This is a genomic window from Paramixta manurensis (genome assembly GCF_013285385.1).
Taxonomy (GTDB): Bacteria; Pseudomonadota; Gammaproteobacteria; order Enterobacterales; family Enterobacteriaceae; genus Paramixta; species Paramixta manurensis.
This window is the reverse complement of sequence record NZ_CP054212.1, coordinates 3,490,434-3,515,916: the sequence shown is the minus strand read 5'-3', so window position 1 is coordinate 3,515,916 and position 25,483 is coordinate 3,490,434. Positions and strand designations below refer to the sequence as shown.

At 47.7% G+C, this 25,483-nt stretch carries 25 protein-coding genes and 1 other RNA gene; 13 read left to right on the top strand and 13 right to left on the bottom strand.

Going from position 1 to position 25,483, the window contains the following annotated elements; genetic code table 11:
- Window positions 1-38 precede the first annotated feature (38 nt).
- From PMPD1_RS17010 to PMPD1_RS17000, 3 genes are all read left to right on the top strand, one after another.
- Complete coding sequence (locus PMPD1_RS17010; RefSeq protein ID WP_173635166.1) at window positions 39-1,103, top strand: DUF5677 domain-containing protein; 1,065 nt, start codon at window positions 39-41, stop codon at window positions 1,101-1,103.
- A gap of 170 nt (window positions 1,104-1,273) precedes the next feature.
- On the top strand, window positions 1,274-5,125 hold the full coding sequence (locus tag PMPD1_RS17005) for a hypothetical protein (protein WP_173635165.1): 3,852 nt from the start codon (window positions 1,274-1,276) through the stop codon (window positions 5,123-5,125).
- 43 nt (window positions 5,126-5,168) lie between these two features.
- The gene (locus PMPD1_RS17000) at window positions 5,169-6,083 is read left to right on the top strand and encodes a hypothetical protein (protein WP_173635164.1); all 915 of its coding nucleotides are present in this window, start codon (window positions 5,169-5,171) and stop codon (window positions 6,081-6,083) included.
- 40 nt (window positions 6,084-6,123) lie between these two features.
- Here the strand turns inward: PMPD1_RS17000 and PMPD1_RS16995 are convergent, their stop codons facing one another.
- The 4 genes from PMPD1_RS16995 to PMPD1_RS16980 all read right to left on the bottom strand — a co-directional run bounded on the left by PMPD1_RS16995 (window position 6,124) and on the right by PMPD1_RS16980 (window position 8,803).
- A complete protein-coding gene (locus PMPD1_RS16995; RefSeq protein ID WP_173635163.1) occupies window positions 6,124-6,726 on the bottom strand; it encodes an inovirus Gp2 family protein in 603 nt (200 codons plus the stop codon).
- Window positions 6,727-7,022: 296 nt separating this feature from the next.
- Window positions 7,023-7,586, bottom strand: a complete 564-nt coding sequence (locus tag PMPD1_RS22790; RefSeq protein ID WP_354292668.1) for a Clp protease/crotonase-like domain-containing protein — start codon at window positions 7,584-7,586, stop codon at window positions 7,023-7,025.
- A gap of 139 nt (window positions 7,587-7,725) precedes the next feature.
- Window positions 7,726-8,415: a YagM family protein gene (locus PMPD1_RS16985; RefSeq protein WP_173635162.1), complete on the bottom strand. Its 690-nt coding sequence runs from the start codon at window positions 8,413-8,415 to the stop codon at window positions 7,726-7,728.
- Between the two features lie 175 nt (window positions 8,416-8,590).
- Window positions 8,591-8,803: a helix-turn-helix transcriptional regulator gene (locus tag PMPD1_RS16980; protein WP_072009167.1), complete on the bottom strand. Its 213-nt coding sequence runs from the start codon at window positions 8,801-8,803 to the stop codon at window positions 8,591-8,593.
- A 141-nt stretch (window positions 8,804-8,944) separates the two neighbouring features.
- Between PMPD1_RS16980 and PMPD1_RS16975 the strand changes: the two genes are divergently transcribed.
- On the top strand, window positions 8,945-9,688 hold the full coding sequence (locus tag PMPD1_RS16975) for a hypothetical protein (protein WP_173635161.1): 744 nt from the start codon (window positions 8,945-8,947) through the stop codon (window positions 9,686-9,688).
- A 36-nt stretch (window positions 9,689-9,724) separates the two neighbouring features.
- Here PMPD1_RS16975 and PMPD1_RS16970 read toward each other — a convergent pair whose 3' ends face one another.
- The 3 genes from PMPD1_RS16970 to smpB form a co-directional block, all read right to left on the bottom strand.
- The gene (locus PMPD1_RS16970; RefSeq protein WP_173635160.1) at window positions 9,725-10,966 is read right to left on the bottom strand and encodes an integrase; all 1,242 of its coding nucleotides are present in this window, start codon (window positions 10,964-10,966) and stop codon (window positions 9,725-9,727) included.
- Between the two features lie 204 nt (window positions 10,967-11,170).
- Window positions 11,171-11,534, bottom strand: a transfer-messenger RNA (tmRNA) gene (gene ssrA, locus PMPD1_RS16965).
- A gap of 49 nt (window positions 11,535-11,583) precedes the next feature.
- Window positions 11,584-12,066 (bottom strand): SsrA-binding protein SmpB, encoded by a 483-nt coding sequence (gene smpB, locus PMPD1_RS16960; RefSeq protein WP_173635159.1) that lies wholly within the window; start codon window positions 12,064-12,066, stop codon window positions 11,584-11,586.
- 159 nt (window positions 12,067-12,225) lie between these two features.
- On the opposite strand from smpB, the gene PMPD1_RS16955 reads away from it, so the two are divergent.
- Entirely contained in the window at window positions 12,226-12,660 is a 435-nt protein-coding gene (locus PMPD1_RS16955; protein WP_173635158.1) for a type II toxin-antitoxin system RatA family toxin, read from the top strand.
- The gene (locus PMPD1_RS16950) at window positions 12,653-12,940 is read left to right on the top strand and encodes an RnfH family protein (RefSeq protein ID WP_173635157.1); all 288 of its coding nucleotides are present in this window, start codon (window positions 12,653-12,655) and stop codon (window positions 12,938-12,940) included. The genes PMPD1_RS16955 and PMPD1_RS16950 overlap by 8 nt, the downstream gene beginning before the upstream one ends.
- Window positions 12,941-12,989: 49 nt before the next feature.
- Here PMPD1_RS16950 and bamE read toward each other — a convergent pair whose 3' ends face one another.
- The 3 genes from bamE to nadK form a co-directional block, all read right to left on the bottom strand.
- Window positions 12,990-13,334: an outer membrane protein assembly factor BamE gene (gene bamE / locus PMPD1_RS16945; protein ID WP_173635156.1), complete on the bottom strand. Its 345-nt coding sequence runs from the start codon at window positions 13,332-13,334 to the stop codon at window positions 12,990-12,992.
- Window positions 13,335-13,511: 177 nt separating this feature from the next.
- Window positions 13,512-15,173 (bottom strand): DNA repair protein RecN, encoded by a 1,662-nt coding sequence (gene recN, locus PMPD1_RS16940; protein WP_173635155.1) that lies wholly within the window; start codon window positions 15,171-15,173, stop codon window positions 13,512-13,514.
- An 87-nt stretch (window positions 15,174-15,260) separates the two neighbouring features.
- Entirely contained in the window at window positions 15,261-16,139 is an 879-nt protein-coding gene (gene nadK, locus PMPD1_RS16935; RefSeq protein WP_173635154.1) for an NAD(+) kinase, read from the bottom strand.
- A 122-nt stretch (window positions 16,140-16,261) separates the two neighbouring features.
- Here nadK and grpE point away from each other — a divergent pair, with 122 nt between their 5' ends.
- Window positions 16,262-16,843, top strand: coding sequence for a nucleotide exchange factor GrpE (gene grpE, locus PMPD1_RS16930; protein ID WP_173635153.1), 582 nt, complete (start codon window positions 16,262-16,264; stop codon window positions 16,841-16,843).
- A 58-nt stretch (window positions 16,844-16,901) separates the two neighbouring features.
- Here the strand turns inward: grpE and ung are convergent, their stop codons facing one another.
- Entirely contained in the window at window positions 16,902-17,579 is a 678-nt protein-coding gene (gene ung / locus PMPD1_RS16925) for a uracil-DNA glycosylase (protein ID WP_173635152.1), read from the bottom strand.
- Window positions 17,580-17,855: 276 nt separating this feature from the next.
- Between ung and grcA the strand changes: the two genes are divergently transcribed.
- Entirely contained in the window at window positions 17,856-18,239 is a 384-nt protein-coding gene (gene grcA, locus PMPD1_RS16920) for an autonomous glycyl radical cofactor GrcA (RefSeq protein ID WP_173635151.1), read from the top strand.
- A 209-nt stretch (window positions 18,240-18,448) separates the two neighbouring features.
- Here the strand turns inward: grcA and srmB are convergent, their stop codons facing one another.
- Entirely contained in the window at window positions 18,449-19,774 is a 1,326-nt protein-coding gene (gene srmB / locus PMPD1_RS16915) for an ATP-dependent RNA helicase SrmB (protein WP_173635150.1), read from the bottom strand.
- Between the two features lie 132 nt (window positions 19,775-19,906).
- Here srmB and trmN point away from each other — a divergent pair, with 132 nt between their 5' ends.
- Window positions 19,907-20,644, top strand: coding sequence for a tRNA(1)(Val) (adenine(37)-N(6))-methyltransferase TrmN (gene trmN / locus PMPD1_RS16910; protein ID WP_173635149.1), 738 nt, complete (start codon window positions 19,907-19,909; stop codon window positions 20,642-20,644).
- Here the strand turns inward: trmN and nadB are convergent.
- Complete coding sequence (gene nadB, locus PMPD1_RS16905; RefSeq protein WP_173635148.1) at window positions 20,629-22,248, bottom strand: L-aspartate oxidase; 1,620 nt, start codon at window positions 22,246-22,248, stop codon at window positions 20,629-20,631. The two genes, trmN and nadB, sit on opposite strands and share 16 nt — an antisense overlap.
- A gap of 464 nt (window positions 22,249-22,712) precedes the next feature.
- Between nadB and rpoE the strand changes: the two genes are divergently transcribed.
- The 4 genes from rpoE to rseC are packed head-to-tail and all read left to right on the top strand — an operon-like array spanning window position 22,713 to window position 25,394.
- Window positions 22,713-23,288, top strand: a complete 576-nt coding sequence (gene rpoE / locus PMPD1_RS16900) for an RNA polymerase sigma factor RpoE (protein ID WP_039379714.1) — start codon at window positions 22,713-22,715, stop codon at window positions 23,286-23,288.
- A gap of 29 nt (window positions 23,289-23,317) precedes the next feature.
- Window positions 23,318-23,974, top strand: coding sequence for an anti-sigma-E factor RseA (gene rseA, locus PMPD1_RS16895; RefSeq protein ID WP_173635147.1), 657 nt, complete (start codon window positions 23,318-23,320; stop codon window positions 23,972-23,974).
- Window positions 23,974-24,927: a sigma-E factor regulatory protein RseB gene (rseB, locus tag PMPD1_RS16890; RefSeq protein ID WP_173635146.1), complete on the top strand. Its 954-nt coding sequence runs from the start codon at window positions 23,974-23,976 to the stop codon at window positions 24,925-24,927. The genes rseA and rseB overlap by 1 nt, the downstream gene beginning before the upstream one ends.
- Window positions 24,924-25,394, top strand: coding sequence for a SoxR-reducing system protein RseC (rseC, locus tag PMPD1_RS16885; protein WP_173635145.1), 471 nt, complete (start codon window positions 24,924-24,926; stop codon window positions 25,392-25,394). Before rseB ends, rseC begins: the two co-directional genes overlap by 4 nt.
- The last annotated feature ends 89 nt before the right edge of the window (window positions 25,395-25,483 follow it).

Sequence of the window (25,483 nt, the reverse complement as noted above, 5' to 3'; positions counted from 1 at the left end):
ACGTCGACGGAGTGCTGACCCTCTCTAAGGAACTGAACTTGTTAAACAAAAAAGTACTTTCTCAGATACAGGATGTGGCTGGTAGCGGCAATATGTCTCCCGCAGAGATTGCTGAGTGGTTAGATACTCATTCTGAAGACATAGAGCATTTGGTTGCGTTGAAAATGTTCGAGTATTTGGATGAGGCTAAAGGGGAGGTATTAAAGGACCATTATGAAAATTTAGATGCATTTAGAGGAAGACTATTTACAACATGGGAGTCCCCTTTAAAGCGGCTGGATGCATTAATTTATGGCTGTACTGAAATCAGTAATGAGGTAAACAGTGAGTATCGCACCGGTTCTGGAGAAAGGTCCGCAAAACTGAACATAACCACCCGACTGCACGCACGTGCTGTCCAGGTTTCCTGCGAGATATCTCATCTTCTAAAGGGTGGCTTTGCAGACGGTGCAATGGCCCGTTGGAGAACGCTCCATGAAACCACGGCCATATTGATATTTATTGCAGAAGGCGACGAAGACCTGGCGAAAAGATTCACGGATTTTCAGAGCATACAGAGGCGAAAAGCTGCTAATCGCTATAATAAATATAGTGAAGAGTTGGGTTTTACTTCTTTCTCCCCAGAAGATTTAAGTCGGTTTGATCTCGAAAGAAATGACATCGTTGGTAAGTATGAAGCGGGTTTCGGCAATGAATTAGGTTGGGCCGCAAAAGCTTTAGGAAAAGAACCCAGTGCCAGAACTAAGGTTCGCTTTAGTGATATTGAGGAATTTGTCGAGCTGGACTTTTTGCGACCGCACTACGGCTTTGCCAACCAGTATATTCATGCAGGAATTGACAGTATTGGCTTCAAGCTCGGTACATCGCTTTCAAATAAAGATCTCTTGCTATGCGGACCATCTAATGAAGGGCTGTTAGAGCCTATTCAGTGCACCAGCTTGTCCTTAATACAGGCCACTCAGGCGATAATCTCAGTTTCACCAAACGATCAACGTTTGCTATATAGCTCCGTGCTCTGGTTGTGGCATGAGAAGTTGAAAGAAGAAGTTGTTGCCGCATCTGATGCCCTAATGAAGAAAGGTGAAGCTGATAATTTTGAATAAAATCTGGGAAACGAAAATGACGCCGGTTGTATTTTAATCTTACTCACATGATGTCAACCCAAACGAACGATGCATGAAAGCTGAATATTTGGAGAATGGATAGAAGTTACTCAGTTTTTGGTGAACTCAAAGTATGAATAATGGCAAAAATTTTTTACTAAGGTGAAGGCGTGGCAATCTTTGACATTGAAAAGGACGAATTACTTCGGCTCTCCGATATCCAGCTAGAAGAGCTGATAGCTCGGCTAGCAGAAGCTGAAGTGGCAATGCATGGCTATAGCCCAGCATGTGTAAATTGGTCTGGTTCAATTACAGCCCCTGACGGAGGAATTGATATCCATGTTCAGGTTCCAGTTGATCAACTGGAACCTGGCTTTCTTGTAAGGCCTGATACGGTCTTCCAGGCAAAGAAACATAAGATGCCAAAGGCTGCAATTGAGAAGGAAATGGGCACCGGTAAATCGCCTTCACCCATCATATCTGAACAAGCCAGAAAACAAGGAAGCTACATCATTGTCAGCCTTGGTGATGATTGCTCGCCGTCTGGAAAGACAGATCGTCTTAAAGCGATGAGGGATGCAGTAAAAGATGATCCTAACAAAAGCAATCTTCATCTTGATTTCTACGACCGTTCCAAACTCATTCAATGGCTGCGCCAACATCCATCAATCATGCTGTGGGTAAAAGGGAAGCTTGGGCAAGGGTATTCCGGTTGGCAACCCTACGGAGCCTGGAGCAACCCGCCACAAGGTGTTACAGACACTTTAATCTCAGCCCCAGGTGTAACCATTACTTTACCGTCGGGAAAGGGGCAAAAACTCAAAATTGATGAAGCAATTAGCCCAATGCGAGAACTTATCCGTTCGACGAATAAGGCGGTTCGTATTACAGGATTATCTGGTGTCGGGAAGACTCGGATCGTTCAGGCGCTCTTTGATGAAACTGTTGGAACAGATGCGCTTGACCGGACAGTAGCTATTTATATTGATACTGGCTCTGAGCCAGTACCGTCGGCTACAGCAATGCTTGATAAGCTGATCGCTGAGGACCGACGAGCAGTTATGATCCTTGATAATTGCCCGTCAGAGCTCCATGCTTCGCTTGCCAGCAAGGTATCAGCCGCAGGAAAAGAAGTAAGCCTCATCACGATCGAGTACGACATTAGGGATGACAAACCACAGACAACTGAGGTCATCCATATTGAGACAGATGGTCCAGAGGTGGCAGAGCAACTTCTTATTCGTCGCTTCCCTTCAATTGGTCAAAATAATGCCCGTCGTATTGCTGAGTTTGCAGATGGGAATGCAAGAGTTGCTTTGGCTATAGCTGAGAGAGGGGAGGAAGGCGAGAGTTTGGCTCTACTTTCTGATGCGCAGTTATTTAATCGCTTGTTTGAACAGCGTAATCATCCTGATGGTAATTTACGGGAGCAAGCTGAAATATTGTCACTGGTGTATTCATTCTCGATTTCTAGTCCAGATGCTGCTACCGATGAACTGGAAATATTAGGGGCGCTCTTTGGGTATTCCAGAACCCAGTTATTTAAAGCCGTTACGAAGCTGATGGAACGTCATATCGTTCAGAAAAGATCTCACTGGAGAGCTATCTTACCTCATGCCATTGCTAACAGATTGGCAGCATCCGCACTCGACAGTATTCCCATTGATCAACTTAGGGCGACTTTTGAAGCTCCGGATTGTGAGCGTTTATTAATGTCTTTTTCGCATCGCTTGGGGTTGTTGCATGACCATCCTGTTGCGAAAGAAATTGTAGAAGCCTGGCTTCAGCCTGAAGGAATGTTAGGAAGAATAGCCGAGTTAAATGATATTTCGTTACGAATACTTGAGTATATCGGACCGGTTGCACCTGAAGCATTGCTCAACAGAATTGAGGCCGTACTCTCATCATCTGATTTCAAAGTTATGGGACCGGGCTACAATCCGCAGCGACGTAGTATTCTGCGTCTTTTACAATTGATGGCATACGAACCGAACGCCTTTGAACGATGCGCCAAGCTTCTTATTCAAATGGCAGAGAACGAAGCCGATAATAATGACCTGAATTCTGCTCGAAACATGGTCCCAAGGTTTTTCCAGGCGTATCTGTCTGGTACTCATGCATCCCTAAGCCAGCGTATTGCTTTAATGAACGAATGCATTGCATCAAGCATTATTACACGTAGATCTTTGGGCTTAAAGATGCTGTCAACTGCCCTGGATGGCCCACCGTGGTCAGGGTTTGGGGTTGGTGAGTTTGGAGCTCGACCAAGAGACTATGGATACGAACCCAACTATGATGAACTTGTCGAATGGCGCAGCTCCTTTATTGACGCCATTATCCAATTAGCGGCATCCGGAGATCCTGAACTTGAAAGGTCGGCACGATCAATCCTAGCTGACAAATTCAGGGGAATTTGGTTTCAAGAAGCAATGCGAGACAAACTCGTCGATGCGGCCCGTACATTAAATGCTTTTAGTCATTGGATAGAAGGTTGGAAAGCCGTTCGTACAACAATCTATTTTGACTATACCAAGCATGGAGATGGAGATGATGTTGAGCCGTTACCGGACAATCTTGCTGCCTTAGAGAAGCTGTTGGAGCCCACAGAGTTAATTCCAACAATAAAGACATACGTGTTGAGTACAAATCATGACTATTGGGCACTGGATCCGGATTTTGAACATGAGGACTCCGATAAATATACCGCAGCCGGAAAACGACTTGAAGCTAAAGCACTTCAATTGGGACAGGACTTTGCCTTATCAAATCATGCGCTTGAGGAGTTAGGAGCAGATCTGTTCTCCATCGATGGAATGCCTTATCGCGCTGTCTTTGGTCGAGGACTTGCTCGAGGGGCACATGATCTTCTTATTGGCTGGCAGCAACTTGTTGAACTAATAGAAAATCAGCCAAATGTTAATAAAGATTTTGGAGTCCTTAGGGGATTCATCGAAGAAGTAGATTCTACCGATCCAGCGTTAGCACAGGAGTTTCTCGACAAATGTGTGCAGCATCCTGAATTTCGACAGGTATTGGTTGGCTTGCATCCTTGGGGGAAATTTACATTAAATGATTTGGATCGCTGCATGAAGCATTTGGATGATCCAGACATCACCCCTTTCATGTATGAGCCTATTTTATGGCGAGAACAATATGCCAATTTGCCGAGAATTCGTGTTCTCGAGCTTGCTGAGCAGCTCCTGAATAAAACAAGCGGAGATAATGTCATTTTGCATGCGCTCTCCATGAGACTGCATGGTAAAGACAAATCGGCAGATACGCTTGGCGCAGACTTTCGGTTGATTGGTCTTGCTGCTGCAATCCAGCGGGTTAAAAACAGTGACAGAGGCCAAAGAGGTACAACTGATTTTCACATGGAGCGAGTTATCGATGTCGCGTTGCGTTTCGATGGTAATGAGGCAAAAAAAATTGAGTGGCTAGACACAATTTTCAATGTCATTGATGAAAGCTATGGATATGTTTTTGAATTCGAGAAGGCTATAGCAACAACTGTTGCGTTAATGCCTGAATCATTTCTCAATTGCATTTTTGAATGCACCGAGGAACAACAGCAGAGAAGACAGTTCTTTATTCGTCGTGGCGGTTTACGCCATTCTCCTCTTGCTGATGTAAGTACTAGCGTCTTGATTGCATGGTGCCGTGCTAGAAATGACCCCAGAGTTTGGGCTGCTATTGCGGCTGGCGTTACTCTCTGGTCAAAGAATGATGAACAGAATGTACTAACCCTACACGAGGCTGCTATAGAACTGTTAGAGGCCTCTCCTGAGCCATTAGTTGTGCTGGAGTCTTTTGCTGAGCGAATCACTCCATCATCCTGGACTGGTAGCCTGGCGAATATAATGCAAGCTAGATCAAGGACCATCAGCACACTGTGCAAACATGAGCGTCCAGATATCGCCGAGGCTGCCAAAATAGTTTGTGAAAAAATGAGTCAGTGGATCGAACGCCAAAAAGAACGCGAACAACGGGAAGATAGTGAAAGGGAACAACGGTTTGAATAAAGGCTAGAAGCTTATACAAACGTTCTGCGATAAGGAGAAAGTAATGGAATCTGCACGTGATAAACGTACCCGTGAGATTGTGGAGGCAGAGGATCTTTGGTTGCTTGATAGCGTTGATACTGAAGGTTACGTATGCTGGGGATGTGGTATAACCATGCATCCTGCTGCATGGGAAAAAGATAAAAAAGTTAGAGCCTATTTTAAAAAGAAACGCCATATTCAACATCATCATGAATGTGATGCTGATGCTGAAAGCACAGTAATTCGCCAGGGCCTGAAGGAGAGTGTCCGCAACATACTGGACAGTGCCCCAGGTTTAATGCCCTCGGGATTAAAGTTGATTGAACAGCGCCCGGTTGTTGAACCAGATATCGCTGGTGGTGAAAGTAAGTCCAGTTCGACGCGTTCAGCATCCTCAGCATCTGGTGAAGGTAATTCACCCGAACGACAATCCCGGCGTCAAGTGAATGCTATTCGTAATATTTGCCGTGCCTTCATTCGTTTCCCGCATGACCGGGGAATGTCGCTTAACGTTCCCGGTATTAGTGGTCAAATCTACATGACGGCATTTAAAAAGCTCCGAAAAGAGGTTCAACCCTACCCGGAGCCGAAGATCTTTTATGCACCACTACTCTGGAACAAATTTTCTGAAAATGATGAAAAACTCATCATTCCGCTGTCTGGTGAATGGGGAAAAGATGAGGCAGGTAAGCCTAAACCAACCCGAAGCTACCAGATCCACATTGAATGGACTAGCTGGTCAAAAGCCAAGCGTACTGTGGTTCGTAAAGAGCTGGAGGCCGCCCGAACAGAGGCAATAGAGGCTAAAGACAAAGGGCTGAAAGATAAAGCCTGGGTCTTCTTTATCGGCGAGCAAGATGCTGAAAATCCGGAAATCTTCTACGTTTGCGATTATCGACTCATCTGCGCGATTGTAGGACATATCACTTATCCCTGACGTGAGAAGGCCTTCCCTAAACAGGAAGGCCACATTGAAATTAAAGGTCGATTTGGTAAGAACCGAAATTACGATATCCTTCACCAAAGATCTTGGTCTCTATTTTAGCGAGATAATCTAGGCGGTTCAGCAGCTCCTGATAATGATATTGGAAATCAAGATGGTTCGAGTTCAGCACATAACGGCAGTTCTCTGGAAAATGCACCAAGCCTCGATAATCGTCCAGATGCAGGCCCATCGCGCTATACCAAGCTCCGGTGATCATTGCTCTTAGCGTATTTTCTTGCTCATAATCCCCGAGATGGTAGTAGGCATCTTTGTTAAACAGCAAGCAAAGGTGGTAATGGCATTTACCCGATAATGAAAATTCTCTCGCCCATATAATAATTACTGTTCCTCTGTATACGCGTTTCCCTTCTCGCTCTTTTCTCTGAATATCGGCTATGAGCTTAGCCTCCATTGATTTGCACATACGGCTAATTTCACCAGGTTTCAGGCTATGAAAGCAGCAAATGTTATCACCGTTGTCAACTATCCCCGGAAAATGAGTATCAACTCTGAACGCAACAACTCTTTGGTGCCTGTTCGTAATCAAATTCAATGATTGATTGATTATTGATCGGTAAAGTTCAACATAACTCATATCAGTATTCCTATGTGGTTAGTCCTACGGTCTTTAAAGACCGTATTAATGATTGCCACACAGATAAGACTGTACATTGTCTTTGATTCAGGTATATTCAGGCATCAGAGCATCGTATCCCCATACTGTTGTGATCTGATAATTACTTGATTAATAATACTGCTCTTAGATGACTATTAGTCAGGGCTAAGAGTAGATTGCCATTATAATACCTTTCCAACATCTAGATTTTAGACAAAGACAGTCCTGGCCTGTGGTGGCTATATTAAAGTTACTCTCTAATTAGCTTTTTAGAATTAACCGATAATTCCGTTATTCCAGTTACGTTTCACTGTCGATATGCTGATCTCCAATAGTTTGGCGGTTTGCGACTGAGTAAGCCCTCGGCGCTTAGCTAGCTCGATATGATCACGATGTTTACTTCCTTCTCTCCTTCCTAGTGGTTTTGTGATATTTCTGGTCTTCAGTGCCGCTAAATTCGCCCTCCTGCATTTGTCATGTATCATTGGCAATATCAACGCTAAAAAATAACCGTCAGCAGTCGAGGTTAGCTTCTTTTGAGGAAAGTAACAGTGAATACGTATAGATTTCCTGGCGCAGAGAATTATTTTCTCCTGAATCATTTCTGCACTACCACCCAAACTGTTAAGATCCAAAATAACCAAGTCATCCCCTTTACTCATGTCTCGGTTGATCAGATGTTTCAGAACATCCGGAGTATCTGAGGATAGCTGCCTGTCGATAATGGTCCTTCCAGAACTTATCAGCAAAGCTTTGCGGATTTCGTCCACTTCATCTTTGTTTCTGAACTCCTTAACTTCTCCCGAATCTTTGCATTTATGGTAGAAAAAATAGGCCATGCTGCATAACTCCAGTATCAGTTATTAATTATTGCTACCTTTTTAAGACTACAAACTTCCCTGTCAACGTTAAACCTGATCTGCGCCGAATCATCAGGCCAACGTATTGGCTTTTTTTACTAATGTTATTTTATGCTTTTTACTCACTAAATGGGTTGATTATAACGACTTCTCCTTCTGGTTTAGTCATTAATGAAACATCTTTTTTTCTAATCACAGGTATCATCACCGCTTTGTTGTTTATGTAGTAGATCGGGATCCAACAAATATGTGGAAAATTAGTATTTACGCCATGATTTTCCAGTGAGGTATCTATCCTGTATGCAATTAATTCAATTGCTGGGATTAAGATTGCTTTTTTAATTCCAAAAAAAACATCATCATGAACTGTTTTTCTCAGTAGTAATATTGAACCGATACCGGCTGCTAGCCTTCTTACATTATTCACTTTTCTTTCTGTATAAATGTATATTGCATTGCAAACTCCTGTGTTGTTAATTATATCCTCAAGCTTCTCTTTTATTTTTTCCTTTTCAAGTTTGTTCATTTCGTTTCTTTTTACGTTGTTTTTAAATTCCATTGCGTCAAGGGCGTTCTGAGGTATTAAAATTCTTTCTTGCCAAATTTCCTCGTAAAATTCCATATCGGTTTTTTTTGGGGTAGATTTATCCTTTATCATTGGTATTCGCTTTGTTGCATGCGACTGCGAAGCTCTGTATAACTCCTCGGATAAAACGGAGGACAAAGACTGTCCAGAATCCTTACTTACATTTTTATAGTAATCAATAGTCGATATGTGATTGGTTGAAAAAGTAACTCTTATTGGCATGGTGAACTCATATTTAAGTGGCAGTTTTTTAAATGTGTTGATTTTTTAATTGATATTTCCGTTTGGAATGCATAAGTGTATTTTGGAGTGAAAATATCACTGTTAATTAATGTCTTGGTTAATACGCTGTGTGCATTGATTATGGCTAATTAATGATGTTATTTGTGTGGGATGATCAACAAGAGACTGGTTCTCGAAGTAAAATCCATTCATCAATTTCTGATTCAAGCCAGCCAATAGATTGTTTACCAAGACGGCGGCGCTTTGGAAATGTTGCATCGTAACGTGGAGATTTTGGATTGATCCAATCGTAGATGGTTGACCGACCTACGCCAATTTTTTTCATTACAGATGCAATCCGTATCATTTTTGCATTGGATGTGTTCATTAACGTTTCTCTTAGGTTGTGTGCTTTGGGATGAAACGAAGATAGCTTTTCTGCGCTTTGAAAAAAATTAACTTGCCAAAAAGTTTTTTTTTACAATACTGATTGTTTTGTAATTTATTGAAAATTAATGGTTAATTAAAAATGTTAAAAATTTTTTGTAGTGAGTTTGAAGTTCAGGGCGAGGACTTGCAGAAGCTCCTTGAGTCTTCAGAGTGGCCGTTTAAGAATGCCTTAATTGAGGGGTTAGCATTCCTTGAGAAGGATAACGATGATGTAAGAGATGAGGTTTTACAACATAGATCTCGCTACATTGAGCATGATGTATGCTGGCAGAAACTAGAGCTGAAATGGACATGTGTACCTATGATGAACTCGGCTTTAGGGTTGAAACAGTTCTTTAAAGATGCCCTATTTGCTGCGGGTTTGTTTCAACGCTGGGGAAGAGAAATATGGGGTGCAGACCCAGCAATGGCTGTTGAGTCATTTCTACATGCAAATCGAATATTAAATGAATGCCGAGGAAGTGTGAACTTTAACCAACTGATTGATGATGAAAAAATCATTAGTGAGGGGAGGCGGCAATCAGCCAAGAAAGGAGGGAAGGCAAAAGCTGAGCACTACATTCCAGTTAAGAAGGAAGTCATTAGGTTGCTCCTAAAAAATGTCCCTTCTGATGGTGGATGGCAAAAAAGAATCGTCGCAGCTCGAGCCATCGAGCAGGAATTGATGAACTTTGTGACGGAAATGAAACACCAAAATTCAGGATTGGATCTCAATGTAGACGAGCTTATTGAAACTGTAGTTCGCTGGGGTCGAGAGGATAGTGAAGTTAGGGCAGCATACGAAGCTACTGTTCGAGTAAAAGTTGGCAAAAAATTAGCGTAAATTTTACGCTAATTTGGGTTGAACGTGTTGGATTTTTTATCCGACAAGTCTAAAAGCGGCTGATTTCAAAGTGGTTATGGTTCCTTTGTCGGCCGAATTAACAAAGTTTGCCCACCACTGCATCATTGGGCGTCGTTGCTCAAGATAATCGCTGCGGTTATAAGCGCGTCGTACCTCATTTTTGTCCACATGAGCCAGAGCCGCCTCTATGACATCAGGCGAAAAACCCTGCTCATTAAGGGCGGTGCTAGCAATAGATCGCAAGCCATGAGAAACGAGTACGCCCCCTAAGCCTGCACGCTTAAGGGCTGCATTCACTGTCTGGCTGTTCATCGGCTGGGTAGGCTTAATGCGACTGGGAAAGATAAACTCTCGGCCACCACTGAGTGACTTCATCATTTCCAGAATAGAGAGAGCCTCATCGGATAGGGGAACCGTATGGTCCCGGTTCATCTTCATTCGAGCTGCAGGAATTTTCCATTCGTTAGCATCAAAATCGATCTCATCCCATCGAGCCTCAGCAGCTTCGGCAGGGCGGGTAATGGTGAGAAGCTGCCACATGAACAGGCATCGTGTGGACAAGCTAATACTTGCCGTGCGCATAGTCTGCATTAATTGTGGAAGTTGATCCGGGCGGATACTAGGCATGTTTTTCTTCTGCGGCTTCTCGAACGCTTTCCCGATGTTTACGCTGGGAACTGCATCAATCAAGCCTGTGTTCTGCGCATAAATCATGACTTCGTTAATACGCTGACAAAGGCGGCGAACAGTCTCTAATGCCCCTCTGGCCTGAACCGGCTGAACTGCTTTAACCAAAGTATGAGCCTTAATCTCAGTGATGCTGATATCACCGATTGCTGGGAAAACATCTCTCTCAAGCGAGCGCCAGATATCGTCGGCATAGTCCTCTGTTACGCTGGCTTTCTTCACATTCCACCAACGCTCGGCAACTAACAGGAAAGTGTTGATTTTGGCCTCTTGAGAATTTCTCACCTGTTCTTTCTGATATTCCAGAGGATCAATGTCTTTCGCCAATAAAACTTGAGATTCGGCTCTGAGTTTACGCGCATCAGAAAGTGAGACGGCAGGGTAGGCACCGAAGCTCTGTTTGGTTCGTTGTTTGGTCAGAGGCCGATAGTAACGGAACTGCCAGAGCTTACTACCGCTGGACTTGATTAACAGAGTAAGCCCGTCACCATCATACAGCTGGTAATCGGTATCTTTAGGTTTGGCGGCTTTGATTTCCGTATCGGTTAACGGCTTGGTTTTTCTTGCCATGGGAGAGTCTCCATGCGTTTAGGCCCAACGAAAACACTATAGCTTTTTGTTGGGCCTATCAATGGGCCTAAAAGGTTCGGATTTAATTAGTTTGCTTCAGACTTCGCGGGACAAATTCAAGGCACAAAAAAGCCCGCAGGGCTTGCGCCGTGCGGGCTCTTAGGACTTCATCGGATGACTCTGGTAATCATCGATGGAGAATTTTGGTGGAGCTGGCGGGAGTTGAACCCGCGTCCGAAATTACTACACCGTCGGCACTACATGCTTAGTCCAGTCTTTACATTCGCCTGTCAGCTGCGAACGGACACGCCACTAACAAACTAGCCTGATTAGATTTAACGCTTCAACCCCAGGCAAGGCATCCACGCGATCTCTTTTGGGTTTGACCTCTCTTGATCCCCGTCCTAAGAGCGGAGGCTAGGGAGAGAGGGCTCTAAGCAGGTTATTAAGCTGCTAAAGCGTAGTTTTCGTCGTTTGCGACTATTTTTTTGCGGCTTTTAACGAGGCCAACCGCCCCTCGGCATGCTCCTAGGGCTTCGCAAATCCCGTCGAATCCAGAATCAGCCCCAAGTACTGTCGCGCAGTATATCAGAAAAACCCGTCGCTATGCCAGAGGCTTAGCGATTCGCGTGCTTCATAATACGTGCTTTATCCAGTTTCCACTCACGCTCTTTGATGTCATCGCGCTTATCGTGTTCTTTTTTACCTTTCGCCACGCCAATCTTCAGCTTACACCAAGCGTTTTTCCAATATAGCGATAGCGCTACGATGGTGTAGCCTTCGCGATTAATACGCCCGTACAGTGAGTCCAGCTCACGTTTCTTGAGCAGGAGCTTACGGTTGCGCGTCGGGTCGCATACCACATGGGAGGACGCGACTAATAGCGGCTGAAAGGTAGCGCCGAACAGGTAGGCTTCGCCATCGCGCATCAGAATATAACTGTCGCTGATATTGGCTTTACCTGCGCGGAGAGATTTTACTTCCCATCCTTGTAGCGATAAGCCTGCTTCGAACTCTTCCTCAATGAAATACTCATGGCGGGCGCGCTTGTTGAGGGCAATTGTCGCGGAACCGGATTTATGTGCTTTTTTCTTTGTCATAGTGCGGCTTAGTCTACATCAGGCAATGAATAATGGCATCCCCTGTTCCATCAGCGGCAGGGAAAAGCGCTATTTTAGCATGTCGGCGACGGCAGAGAATTTTTGTTTGATTATTGAAAATGATATTATTTACTCGTTACGAGATTAACAGGATCCCTTATGGCCCAGATTAGCCGCTCTGCGCTTGTTCCTTACAGCGCTGAGCAGATGTATCAGTTAGTGAATGACGTGGATGCGTATCCGCAGTTTCTGCCGGGTTGTACCGGTAGCCGCATACTGGAGTCCGGTGAGCAGCAGATGACCGCCTCTGTTGATGTTTCCAAGGCTGGTATCAGTAAGACCTTTGTCACGCGTAACACGCTAACCGACAATCAAAGCATCCATATGCAGTTGGTTGATGGGCCATTTCGTAAACTGACCGGCGGCTGGAATTTTGTTTCACTGGGTGATGATGCCTGTAAAGTCGAGTTAAATCTTGAGTTTGAGTTTACTAATATGCTGGTTGAGCTGGCATTTGGGCGCATTTTTAAAGAGTTAGCCAACAGTATGGTTCAGGCATTTACCCTTAGGGCAAAAGAGGTTTACCGTGCCTGATATCGCGGTTGAAGTTGTCTACGCATTGCCCGAAAAACAGTATCTCTACCGTGTCACACTCCCTGAAGGGAGTAGTGTAGAGCAAGCGATCAAATCTTCCGGCATTCTGGAGCTACGTCAGGATATTGATCTGAATGAAAATAAGATCGGCGTATATAGCCGCCCGGTAAAGTTAGCTGACATTGTGCGCGATGGCGATCGTATTGAGATTTACCGCCCGCTGGTTGCTGACCCAAAAGAACTGCGGCGTCAACGCGCAGAGCGCTCTGCTAAGAAATGAAGAAAGGCGCCCGGGGCGCCTTTTTTATCGACAACATCCGGGCTTATCTCTAATTATTGCCAGAGAGAGCCGGTTTATTATCAATATTGGTCAGCGTACCGTTACCATCAAAAGTCAGGGTCAGGGTTTGCTGGGTAACTTTTTCATGGCCTGGTTCCTGGCGGAACACATAGTACCAAGTGTTGCTACCAAACGGATCGCTCATCATCGGCGTCCCTAACGTATAGGCCACCTGCTGTTTGGTCATGCCGGTATGGATTTTGGCAACGTCGTTGGCAACCAGGAAATTCCCCTGATTAATGTCCGGACGATAGACCACTCGTCCCAGCGTGGAACAGCCGGCGGTCATCATGAGAAATACCACTGCAGCAGCAGTCAGCGTTTTACAGCGCATTATACATTCCTTTTTGCCTTATCATTTATAGGCTATATCGTTGCCATCAAATCTGAACTCTGCCTGCGAGGGTGTCTCTTTACTCAGGCGACAAGTTGCCGATGATAATAGACCTTTCCACAGTTTTAAACCTTTACAGAGCAAGCATATGACCATCGGAATGTAAAAAAGTGCGCATTAGGCCGCCAAAAGTTCTTTTGCGTTCGCCAGCGTGTTGCGTGTCACCTCGCTACCGCCCAGTAAACGTGCCAGTTCTTGCAAACGTGAACGCTTATCCAACGGTTGCATATGCGTTTCCGTCATCGCGCCATCGGTCTCTTTACTAACGAAGAAGTGTTGATGCCCGCAACCAGCCACCTGTGGCAGGTGAGTAACGCACATAACCTGGGTTGACTCGCCAAGTTGACGTAGCATTTTACCAACCACCGCCGCAGTTGGGCCGCTGATCCCCACATCCACTTCATCAAAGATGAGTGCTGGCGTATCCATTTTACGTGCGGTAATCACCTGAATAGCTAACGCAATGCGCGACAGCTCGCCACCGGAGGCAACTTTTGCCAGCGGTTGCAGCGGCTGACCGGGGTTGGTGCTAACGCGGAAATCAATGCGATCGGCACCATCAGCGGTTAACTGCTCGGCATTAAATTGCAAATCAATACTGAAACGCCCGTGTGGCATTGACAGCATCTGCATACTTTCGACAATCAGATGCGACAGTTCTTGCGCGTAATGTGTACGACGCTCATGGAGGGCGCGGGCGGTTTTCAGCGCCTGCTGGTAATGCATTTGCACCGCTGAGGCCAGCGCTTCCTGATCGTTTTCCTGCTGGTCTAGCTGTGCCTGTTCGGCTAACAGTTGCTGGTGAAGATGCGGTAATGCCTCCGGTGCGACGTGGTGCTTACGCGCCAGGCTGATTTGGCGCGAGAGCCGCTGTTCAAGCTCTTGTAAGCGGTTCGGATCCAAATCAAGGCGATCGCAATAATGACGCAATTCGTCGCTCGCTTCGCTAACCTGGATCGCTGCTTCTTCAAGCATATTGAACACGCCGCCGAGTTTATCGTCCATCGTGATCAACTCGCTCATCATATGACGAACGGAATATAACAAGCTTTGCAAATTGGCATCCTCACCGTCGGCCAATAAATTCAGCGCCTGCTGGCTGGTGGAAAGCAATTGCCCGCTATTCGCCAGCCGTTTGTACTCTTCATCAACCTGCTCATACTCTCCGGCCAGCGGCGCGAAGGTGTTAAGTTCTTTTAGCTGATACTGCAGCAATTCGCGTCGGGCTTCGCGCTCCAGAGTTAATTGCTGATGCTGCGCCAACGCGCGACAGCTTTGGTGCCACAAATGATAGCGGGAAGCCATTTCCTCAAGCAGCGACGTTTCACCGGAGTAGGCATCCAGCAGTGTCTTCTGATGTTCTGGTTTAAGCAGCAGTTGATGCGCATGCTGCCCATGAATCTGGATCAGCAATTGACCGAGATCGCGCAATTGGGAAAGGGGTACCGCCGTACCATTGATAAAACCGCGTGAGCGCCCGTCACTGCTAATCACTCGGCGCAATAGACACTCTTGCCCATCGTCCAGTTGGTTCTCTTCCAGCCAACGCTGTGCGGATGGGGTATCTTTCAACTGAAAGCACGCGCAAATATCCGCACGCGGTGCGCCCTGACGAACCATATCTGCTTCGGCACGCCCGCCAAGGCACAGACTAAGCGCATCAATCGCGATGGATTTGCCCGCGCCTGTTTCACCGGTAATCGCCGTCATGCCACGTTGAAAATCAATCTCAAGTTCGCGAACAATAGCAAAGTTACTGATAGTGAGTTGTGCCAGCATAGTTGCCTTCCTGTACATAAACACAGATATGGTTTTTCATACAGTATAAACTGGTTTTATATACAGTAAAGTGGCGAGTGCTGATTTTTAAAACAATTTTTTCGACCACCCCAGCTTTGAGCTTAACGTATTGAAATAGTTATAATTTTTTGGGTGTATTAAATTAAGATGATAGTCGCTACGGCGCACTAACACATCTTCACCTTCCTGTATCGGCAGTGCAATTTGGCTATCGCAACTGATCTCCAGGTCGCTACGCATATGGGAAAAGCGCAATCGGATGGTGCTTTTATTACTGATCACTAATGGGCGCGCGGAAAGGGTATGCGGGAACATCGGCACCAGTGCAATAGCGTCAAGTGAGGGAGTAAGGATGGGGCCGCCGGCAGAAAGTGAATAAGCGGTTGAGCCGGTAGGCGTAGAAATAATTAAGCCGTCCGAACGTTGTGAGAATGCAAAGTTTTCATCGATATAGACTTCGAATTCAATCATATGCGCCACTTTACCAGGGTGTAGCACCACCTCATTAATTGCTGTCCCAATGCGCGGGGCGTTATCGCCGCGACAGACTTGCGCCTCCAGCAGAAAACGGCTCTCGATAATGTATTCACCTTCCAACACATCGGCTAACTGTTGCTGCGCATTATCAGGATCGAGATCGGTTAAAAAACCCAGGTTGCCACGGTTGATGCCGATGACTTTAATGTCATAACGCGCCAATGCCCGCGCTGCGCCCAGCATATTACCGTCCCCGCCAACCACCACCGCTAAATCCGCCCGCTGACCAATTTCCGCCAGCGTTCCGGTGGAGACGTTATCCAGCGCCAGTTCTTGCGCAATTTGTTGCTCAATCACGACTTCATAGCCTTTGGCTGTTAGCCAACGATAGAGCATTTCATGCGTTGTCAGCGCGGTTGGATGGCGTGGATGACCAACAATACCAATGCAGTTGAAATGTTTGTTCATTATGCTGGCATTCCTTATGGGCTAATCTGCCCTGACAATGTGACTGGTTCTCTTGAAACCGCGATTCTGATCCCCATAATAAGCGAACCAGCGAGACGAATGTGCAAAACGCGGAGAAATTCATGAGTAGTAAAGAACAGAACACACCAAACGAGCAAGTCTCAGACGAGATTGAGATGGAACAACAGCACCAAGAGGACGCGGAGACAGCAGAAGTGGTGGACCCGCGTGATGAGCGTATCGCGCAGCTTGAAGCTGAGTTGGCGCAGGCGCAGGGCGGAGTGCGTGAAGCACAACTGCGTGCGCAGGCTGAGATTGAAAATATCCGCCGCCGCACCGAACAAGATGTCGAAAAAGCGCATAAATTCGCCCTGGAAAAATTTGCCAACGAACTGCTGCCAGTGATTGATAGCCTGGAGCGTGCGTTGGAGGTGGCGGATAAAACCAATCCAGAATTAAGCGCAATGATTGAAGGTATTGAGCTCACGCTGAAATCGCTACTGGGCGCGGTACGTAAGTTTGGCGTTGAAGTTGTGGGTGAACTGAATGTGCCGTTTAACCCGGAAGTTCATCAGGCCATGTCGATGATGGAATCCGAAGAAGTTGCGCCTAACCATGTAATGATGGTGATGCAGCGTGGTTACACATTGAATGGCCGCTTGCTGCGCCCGGCGATGGTAGCCGTAGCGAAAGCGAAAAGTTAATCCCGCCTTGCTGGCGATGACCGGGGGGTTTTTAATCCGCCGGTCATCGCCAAACCAATTAGGGCAGCACCGGAGTCCAGTCAATCGGCGTTTCGCCGCTTTCGCTTAGAATTTGATTGGTGCGTGAGAAGTGTTGGCAGCCAAAAAAGCCCCGATGCGCGGAAAGCGGAGAAGGGTGCGGCGCCTGTAAAACATGGTGGCGTTGCCTGGTGATAATGCTGCCTTTCTTCTGCGCGTGTGAGCCCCAAAGCAAAAAGACGACGCCTTCGCGATGAGTATTGATCGCGGCTATCACGTTATCGGTAAAGGTCTCCCAGCCAAACCGCGCATGTGAGTGAGCTTTACCCGCCTCAACGGTTAACACCGTATTCAACAGCATCACGCCTTGCTTTGCCCAGCTTTCCAGAAAACCATGGTTTGGACGCTGAAAACCGGGAATATCCTGCTCAAGTTCTTTATACATATTCACCAGCGAAGGCGGCACCGCTACGCCGGGACGCACGGAAAATGCCAGCCCGTGCGCCTGATTTGGCCCGTGGTAGGGATCTTGCCCCAGAATGACCACTTTCACTGCGCCCAGTTCCGTTAAGCGAAAAGCGTTGAAAACATCTTTCTGCGGCGGGTAGACCACCTTACCTGCGGCACGCTCATGCGCTACGGCGGCAAGCGTATCGATGAAATAGGGTTTTTCTTTTTCCTGCGCCAGCACATCGTGCCAGGTCATCGCGTTGACCATGACGTTCTCCCTTCTGCATTAATGTGGCTGTAGCTTAACGTTAATTCTCCAACGGCAAAACCTTAAAAAATAGTTGAAAATAACAAAAAATATTTTTTTGAAAATTTGATATAAAACAAATAATTGAGGTGTCTGCGCAGAAGCATGATGAGTGTTTATTGATTTATGTCAATGTGAGGGTGTGAGTCACTTGATATACCAACCAGAGAAAATGGTTTGACCAAATGACCTGTTGCTGGTGGAAGCACTGGCCCTGATAAGCCTGGGAGGCACACAATGATTACCGGTATCCAAATCACTAAGTCTGGCAATGATGCGTTATTGAATTCATTCTGGCTGTTGGATGACGAAAAAGCGCAAGCGCGCTGTGTATGCGCGAAAGCAGGATATAGCGAAGACCAGGTGGTTCCTGTCGCGGAGCTTGGCGACATTGAATATCGCGAGGTTCCGCTAGAAGCACAGCCGCAAGTGCGGGTAGAAGGCGGCCAGCATCTGAATGTGAACGTACTAAGCCGTGATACGCTGGAAGACGCGGTGAAGCATCCGGAGAAATATCCGCAGCTAACCATCCGTGTTTCTGGCTATGCGGTACGTTTTAACTCTCTGACGCCAGAACAGCAACGTGATGTGATCACCCGTACGTTCACTGAAAGCCTGTAATCTGTACGGCTGTCGAAAAGCTCACCACGGGCAGAATAGAGAAAAGGCGATAGAAAACATAATGTTGAATTTTTGTTAACTTTATGTTTTATCGGGTAGGCGAACTTTAAACGCTTATCGTCTGAAATAGCCAACAAAGTGAAAAAATGTTGCTCTTTCCCCGATAAAAAAAACCGCCTTGTAGGGCGGTTTTTTGTTGCGTGGTGCAATTATTCAACACTATCGTTTTTTATCTCGGCACTGGGTTTGCGGCGCTTACCGATATTTTTAGTATCGCGATGGCGTTTTTTAACCCGAGGTTTTGTCTCTTCCGCCGCTTTTTTCTCTTTGCGCTTCGCTAATACTTTTTTCGACGGTTTACCGGTTGCTTTTGGACTCGGCACACGCGAGGTTGGACGAAGCTCATCAATGGTACGGGCCTTTAAGGGCTCGTTAATATAGCGGCCAATTTTACCTAATAGCTGATGGTCGTGCGCTTCAACCAGCGATAAAGCGGTTCCCTTACGCCCGGCGCGTCCGGTACGACCAATGCGGTGCAGATAGATATCAGCAGTGCGTGGCATATCGAAGTTGAACACATGGCTGACATCGTCAATATCGATGCCGCGTGCCGCCACATCGGTTGCGACCAGTACCGTCACGCGCCCATCAACCAGACGCGCAATGGCTTCGTTACGCTTGGCCTGGACCATTTCGCCTTCTAAATAACTGGTGTTAATCCCCGCTTCTCGTAACCAGGCGACCAGTTCATGTACACGGTCGCGCTTACGCACAAACACAATCGAACGCGTGACATCAGCCTGTTGCAGAAGGTGTACAAGCAATTTGGTTTTATGCTGTAAATCATCGGCACGATAATACCATTGCTGGATCTTCTTACGTTCCCGTAGGCTGGGCTCGGCTTCGACTTCCGCAGGTTCATTAAGGATGCGATCGGCAAAGTCCTGAATGGCTTCCCCTTCCAGAGTGGCGGAAAACAGCAGGGTTTGCTTACGCCAGCGGGTTTCACCGGCAATGGTTTCAATATCCTGGGCGAAGCCCATATCCAGCATACGGTCCGCCTCATCCAGGATCAGCGTTTCGACCGCGCGGCAATCAAAATTCTCTTCTTTTATGTATTGCAGCAGGCGACCGGTGGTGGCAACCACAATATCTTGATTCTCACTGAACACTTCAGCATGGTTCATGTAGGCCACGCCGCCGGTAATGGTGGCAATATCAAGATGTGTATGTTTCGCCAGTTCACGCGCCTGGTTGGCAACCTGCATCGCCAGCTCGCGCGTTGGGGTCAAAATTAAGACGCGCGGCGGGCCGGATTTTTTACGCGGAAAGTCGATCAAGTGCTGTAAAGCGGGCAACAGGTAGGCCGCCGTTTTCCCGGTGCCGGTAGGCGCTGAACCTAATACATCACGGCCCTCCAGTGCGGGCGGAATTGCAGCCGCCTGGATAGCGGTTGGGCGCGTGAAGCCTTTATCCTGCAAGGCTTCCAGCAGGCTTTCATCAAGTTCGAGTTCGGAAAATGTGGTTACGGTCATGGTCTACCTCAGTTTGGGGCGCTGATTATAGACAGATTGAACGCGATCTTCATCTGTTTGTGTCGCAGCGATAGCTTTTCTCTCATCTAACTTTGCCCTATGCTATCGCCGTTTCTATTTTGGATCGGTTGAATGTCACAGCATAAAGGCCTTTTACGCGCCGATGGGTTTACTTTTAAACAATTTTTCATCGCGCATGATCGCTGTGCGATGAAAGTGGGAACCGATGGCGTATTACTGGGCGCCTGGGTTCCGGTTGCGCGGGTAACGCGCGCGCTGGATATTGGCACCGGCAGCGGGCTTATCGCCATCATGCTGGCGCAGCGCACGGGCAGCGATGTGCATATTGATGCGGTTGAGTTGGATGACTCGGCCGCATTGCAAGCAGCAGAAAACGCGGCTGAGTGCCCGTGGGCTGAACGTATCAGCATCCATCAGCAGGATATCATTAGCTGGGCGCAAAATCGTGAAGCGCGTTATTCGCTGATCGTTAGTAATCCCCCTTTTTTCACGCCCGGTACCGCCTGTTCTTCACCGGAACGCGCGGCGGCGCGGGCAACCCATACTCTCGACCATGCCGCGCTGCTGGGCTGTGCGGAAGCACTGATTGATGAGGAAGGTTTTTTCTGTGTGATCTTACCGGAGGATGCCGGTAATCGCTTTGTTGAGATGGCGGCGACGCGTGGCTGGCATTTACGCTTTCGTAATGATATTGCCGATAACGAAAACCGTGCGCCGCATCGGGTGATGTTGGGGCTTTCACCGCAACCCGGTGAGCTATTGCAAGAGCGAATGGTGATTCGCGGGCCGGACCAGCGCTACTCCGAAGCGTATTGTGGCCTGACCCGTGACTTCTATCTGTTCATGTAATTATCCGGCGCCAACACCGTCGGGCCGGAAGTGGGTAACGGTTCCGGATAATCAAGCGTAAAGTGGAGCCCTCGGCTCTCTTTACGCGCCAGCGCACAGCGAACGATCAATTCCGCGACCTGGACCAGGTTACGTAACTCCAACAAGTTATTTGAAATACGAAAATGTGCGTAGTACTCGTCAATTTCCTGTTGCAGCATGGTAATACGCCGCAACGCGCGTTGCAGGCGTTTAGTGGTGCGAACAATGCCAACATAATCCCACATAAAAAGCCGCAACTCATGCCAGTTATGTTGGATGACGACACGTTCATCTGAATCATCTACCCGGCTTTCATCCCACAGCGGTAAGCTTTCAACCGCAGTTAACTGCGGTAATCGTTGAGCAATATCTTCCGCCGCCGACCAGCCATAGACCAGGCACTCCAGTAAGGAGTTTGATGCCATTCGATTGGCGCCATGTAGGCCGGTATAGCTGACTTCGCCAATCGCATAGAGCGCGTCAATATCGGTACGGCCATGGTGGTCGACCATCACGCCGCCACATGTGTAGTGCGCCGCCGGTACGATTGGGATTGGTTGCGTGGTAAGGTCGAAACCCAACGTGAGGAGTTTTTCCACGATCATCGGAAAATGGGCGCGAATAAACTCAGCCGGTTTATGGCTTATGTCGAGGTACATACAGTCGACGCCGAGGCGTTTTATCTCATGATCGATGGCGCGGGCGACGATATCACGCGGCGCCAGTTCGGCTCGTGGATCAAAATCTGGCATAAAGCGTGTTCCATCGGGGCGAGTTAGCCAGGCCCCTTCGCCGCGTAACGCTTCCGTTAACAGAAAATTACGCGCTTCAGGATGGAATAAACAGGTGGGATGAAACTGGTTGAATTCCAGATTCGCAACGCGACAACCGGCACGCCAGGCCATGGCGATACCGTCGCCGGAAGCCACATCCGGATTAGTGGTGTATTGATATACTTTTGCCGCGCCGCCGGTGGCTAACACCACGGTACGCGCACGGCAGGTTTCCACCGTTTCGCGGTTCCGGTTCCAAATCCAGGCGCCCACCGCGCGGCGCGGTCCTGGCAGGCCGAGTTTATCGGAAAGAATTAGGTCAACCGCGTTAGTGCGTTCCAGAATACGAATGTTAGGATGACGTAATGCCTGGCCAACTAAAGTGGTTTCTACTTCACGTCCCGTGGCATCTGCGCTGTGCAAAATACGGCGATGACTATGTCCGCCTTCACGCGTCAGGTGATAGTGCTGTTCGCCATCCGCACGGGTTTCTTTATCAAACAAAACGCCATTATCAATTAACCACTGTACGCAACGGCGCGCATTACCGGCAATAAAAGAGACTGCCTCGCGATCGCAGATCCCGGCACCGGCAATTAGCGTATCTTCAATATGCGATTCAATGCTGTCGGTTTCATCAAACACGGCGGCAATGCCACCTTGTGCATAGAACGTGGAGCCTTCGCTTATCGGGCCTTTACTCAACACGGTGACGTGATTATCTGCGGCCAGACGTAATGCCAGAGAGAGCCCGGCGGCACCGCTACCAATAATCAAAACGTCACAACTATAGTCAGGAGAGTACGTCATGGTGTTTAATTTACTAAACAAGTGGTTTGTTGAGCATAAGCCCAAAGGCGCCAGGAAAAAAGCAATTTATTGTCCACGCTTGTAATGGAATGCCGTAATTATCTCATCGAGAGAACGGCGAGGAACGGTGCAAAACCATGCAGACGGCTGTTTAATATTGCGAACTTTCTTCAATAAATGTGTTTTGCAGATGAAAAAGTGACTCTCATGGGGTACTCTGCGGTCGCGTCATCAGGATTTATCGGCGGTGCCGGTTACGATCGCCAAAGAAAGCAGTGGTTTACGCTTCACCAAAATGAAAAACAAAGTCGAAGTGTAAACTTCAGTGATGACGCAACAAAAATGATGGCGTGAATGAACTAAAGTGTAAGTGATTACTCTAACCGGGTGCTTGCTCAGGAAATTGAGTCATTGCTGGTTGTTCAATTACGCGTGGAGAGAAATTTGGGGAGACATTACCTCGGATGAGCGAGCAGTTAACGGATCAGGTTCTCGTTGAACGAGTGCAGAAAGGAGATCAGAAGTCATTCAATTTACTGGTTGTTCGTTACCAGCATAAAGTGGCGAGTCTGGTTTCGCGCTACGTTCCGTCGGGCGATGTGCCGGATGTTGTACAAGAATCGTTTATCAAAGCGTATCGCGCACTGGAATCTTTCCGTGGCGATAGCGCATTTTACACGTGGTTGTACCGTATTGCGGTCAACACCGCGAAGAATTATTTGGTTGCTCAGGGGCGTCGTCCGCCATCCAGCGATGTGGACGCTATCGACGCTGAAAACTTTGAAAGTGCGGGTGCGCTGAAAGAAATATCGAACCCTGAGAACTTAATGTTGTCTGATGAATTGAAACAGATAGTTTTTCGTACCATTGAGTCACTCCCTGAAGATTTACGGATGGCGATTACCTTAAGGGAGTTGGATGGGCTGAGCTATGAAGAGATAGCCGCCATCATGGATTGTCCGGTGGGTACCGTGCGTTCACGTATTTTCCGGGCGCGAGAAGCTATTGATAATAAAGTTCAACCGCTTATCCAACGTTAGTGATAACGAATACAGGAAGGGTATGAGGCATGCAGAAAGAACAACTTTCCGCTTTGATGGACGGCGAAACCTTAGACAGTGAGCTGTTATCGGCATTGGCTAAAGACGCTACGCTGCAAAAACGCTGGGAGAGCTATCACCTCATTCGCGACACTTTACGTGGCGATGTTGAGAATGTCGTACATTTTGATATTGCCGCGCGCGTTGCCGCTGCGATTGAAAAAGAGCCCGTTACTCGCGTCACAACGCTAATCCCTGAAGCTCAACCGGTACCTGCTCAGCAGGCAAAAATGCCGTTTTGGCAAAAAATGCGTCCATGGGCGGCGCAAATTACGCAAGTTGGCGTCGCGGCCTGCGTATCATTGGCGGTGATTGTTGGTGTGCAGCAATACAATCAACCAAAAGATGCCAATGATAAATCTGAAGCGCCGGTTTTCAATACGTTGCCCATGATGGGGAAAGCTTCTCCGGTCAGCCTGGGCGTGCCGTCTGACGCTTTTGATACCAATAACGCTAACCAGCAGGTACAGATGCAACGTCGCCGCGTCAATGCCATGCTGCAAGATTATGAACTGCAGCGTCGCCTGCATGCCGAGCAAATGCAATTTGAACAAAATGCACCGCAGCAGGCACAGGTACAGGCTCAGGTTCCCGGAAATCAGTCGTTAGGAATTCAACAGCAGTAATGAAGCAACTCTGGTATGCCGTTAGCCTGGTCGGCAGCCTGCTGTATCCATCCATCGCCCCTGCGCAGGAATCTGCGTCTGGGGCGTTGTTGCAACAGATGGAGCAGGCTAGTCAGTCCCTCAATTACGAACTCGCTTATATCAATGTTTCCCGGTTGGGAATTGAGTCTTTGCGTTATCGCCACGCAGTGGTCGATGACAAGGTTTATGCTCAACTGTTGCAAATGGACGGTCCCCGTCGTGAGGTCATTCAGCGCGGCGGCGATATAAGCTATTTTGAGCCGGGTCTTGAACCGTTTTCCCTCCCCGGAAATCATATTGTTGACGCGTTACCGTCGGTGGTTTATGCCGATTTTAAGCGCCTGACCGACAGCTATGATTTTGTACCGGTTGGTCGTACGCGTATTGCCGATCAGCTATGCGATGTCGTGCGTATTGTCGCGCGCGATGGTACGCGTTATAGCTATATTGTATGGCTGGATAGCGAAACGAAACTGCCGCTGCGGGTGGATTTACTGGATGGCGATGGTGAAACGCTGGAGCAATATCGGGTAGTAAGCTTCGCGGTGGATGATGGCGTTCGCAATTTAATGCAAGGGTTGGAAAAAGCCAACTTGCCGCCGACGCTATCGGTTCCGCCGGGAGAAAAGGTCAGTTTTAGCTGGAAGCCAGGCTGGCTGCCGGTTGGTATGCAGGAAGTGTCGCAGAGTCGTCGCAGCATTCCTTCACTGAATCGACCGGTTGAGTCACGTCTCTATTCTGATGGGCTATTTAGTTTCTCTATCAACCTTAGTCCGGCGGATAAAAGCAGCACAACGCAGTTATTGCGCACTGGGCGTCGTACGGTGCAGACCGAAACGCGTAATAATGTGGAAATTATGGTGGTGGGTGAGTTACCGCCGTCCACTGCGAAACGCATTGCTGATAGCATCGATTTAGGTACGCTAAGATGATGAGAGAATGGGCCACGGTGGTTTCGTGGCAAGACGGAATCGCTACCTTGCATTCCGAAATTAAAACCACGTGTAACAGTTGCTCGGCGCGCAAAGGCTGTGGTAGTGCGATGCTGAATAAGCTGGGGCCGAAAAATGCCCATGTCATGCAAATTGCCAGCGCTGAGCCGCTTGAGGCTGGGCAACGGGTTGAGTTAGGTATCAAAGAAAGTAGCCTGTTAGGATCCGCATTACTGGTTTATATGACACCGTTGGTCGGTTTATTTGCCGTCGCCGGTCTGTTCCAAATGCTGTTTCATAGTGACCTTGCGGCAGCGGCAGGGGCTTTGTTAGGCGGCGTGGGCGGGTTTATTATTGCCAAAGGCGTTTCAGGTCTGTTCGGTGATAAAGATGCTTTTCAGCCGGTGATCCTCAGCGTTAGCCTGCCGCCAAACGCATTGCGTGTTGACATGGAAGCTGAAGTTTAATTCCGTTCGGCTGCTTATCCGGCAGCCGTTTTCGCCACTTCTCGCCCGTTTTTGTCCCAAATACCCTCCGTTTCCACTGCACTGGCTTT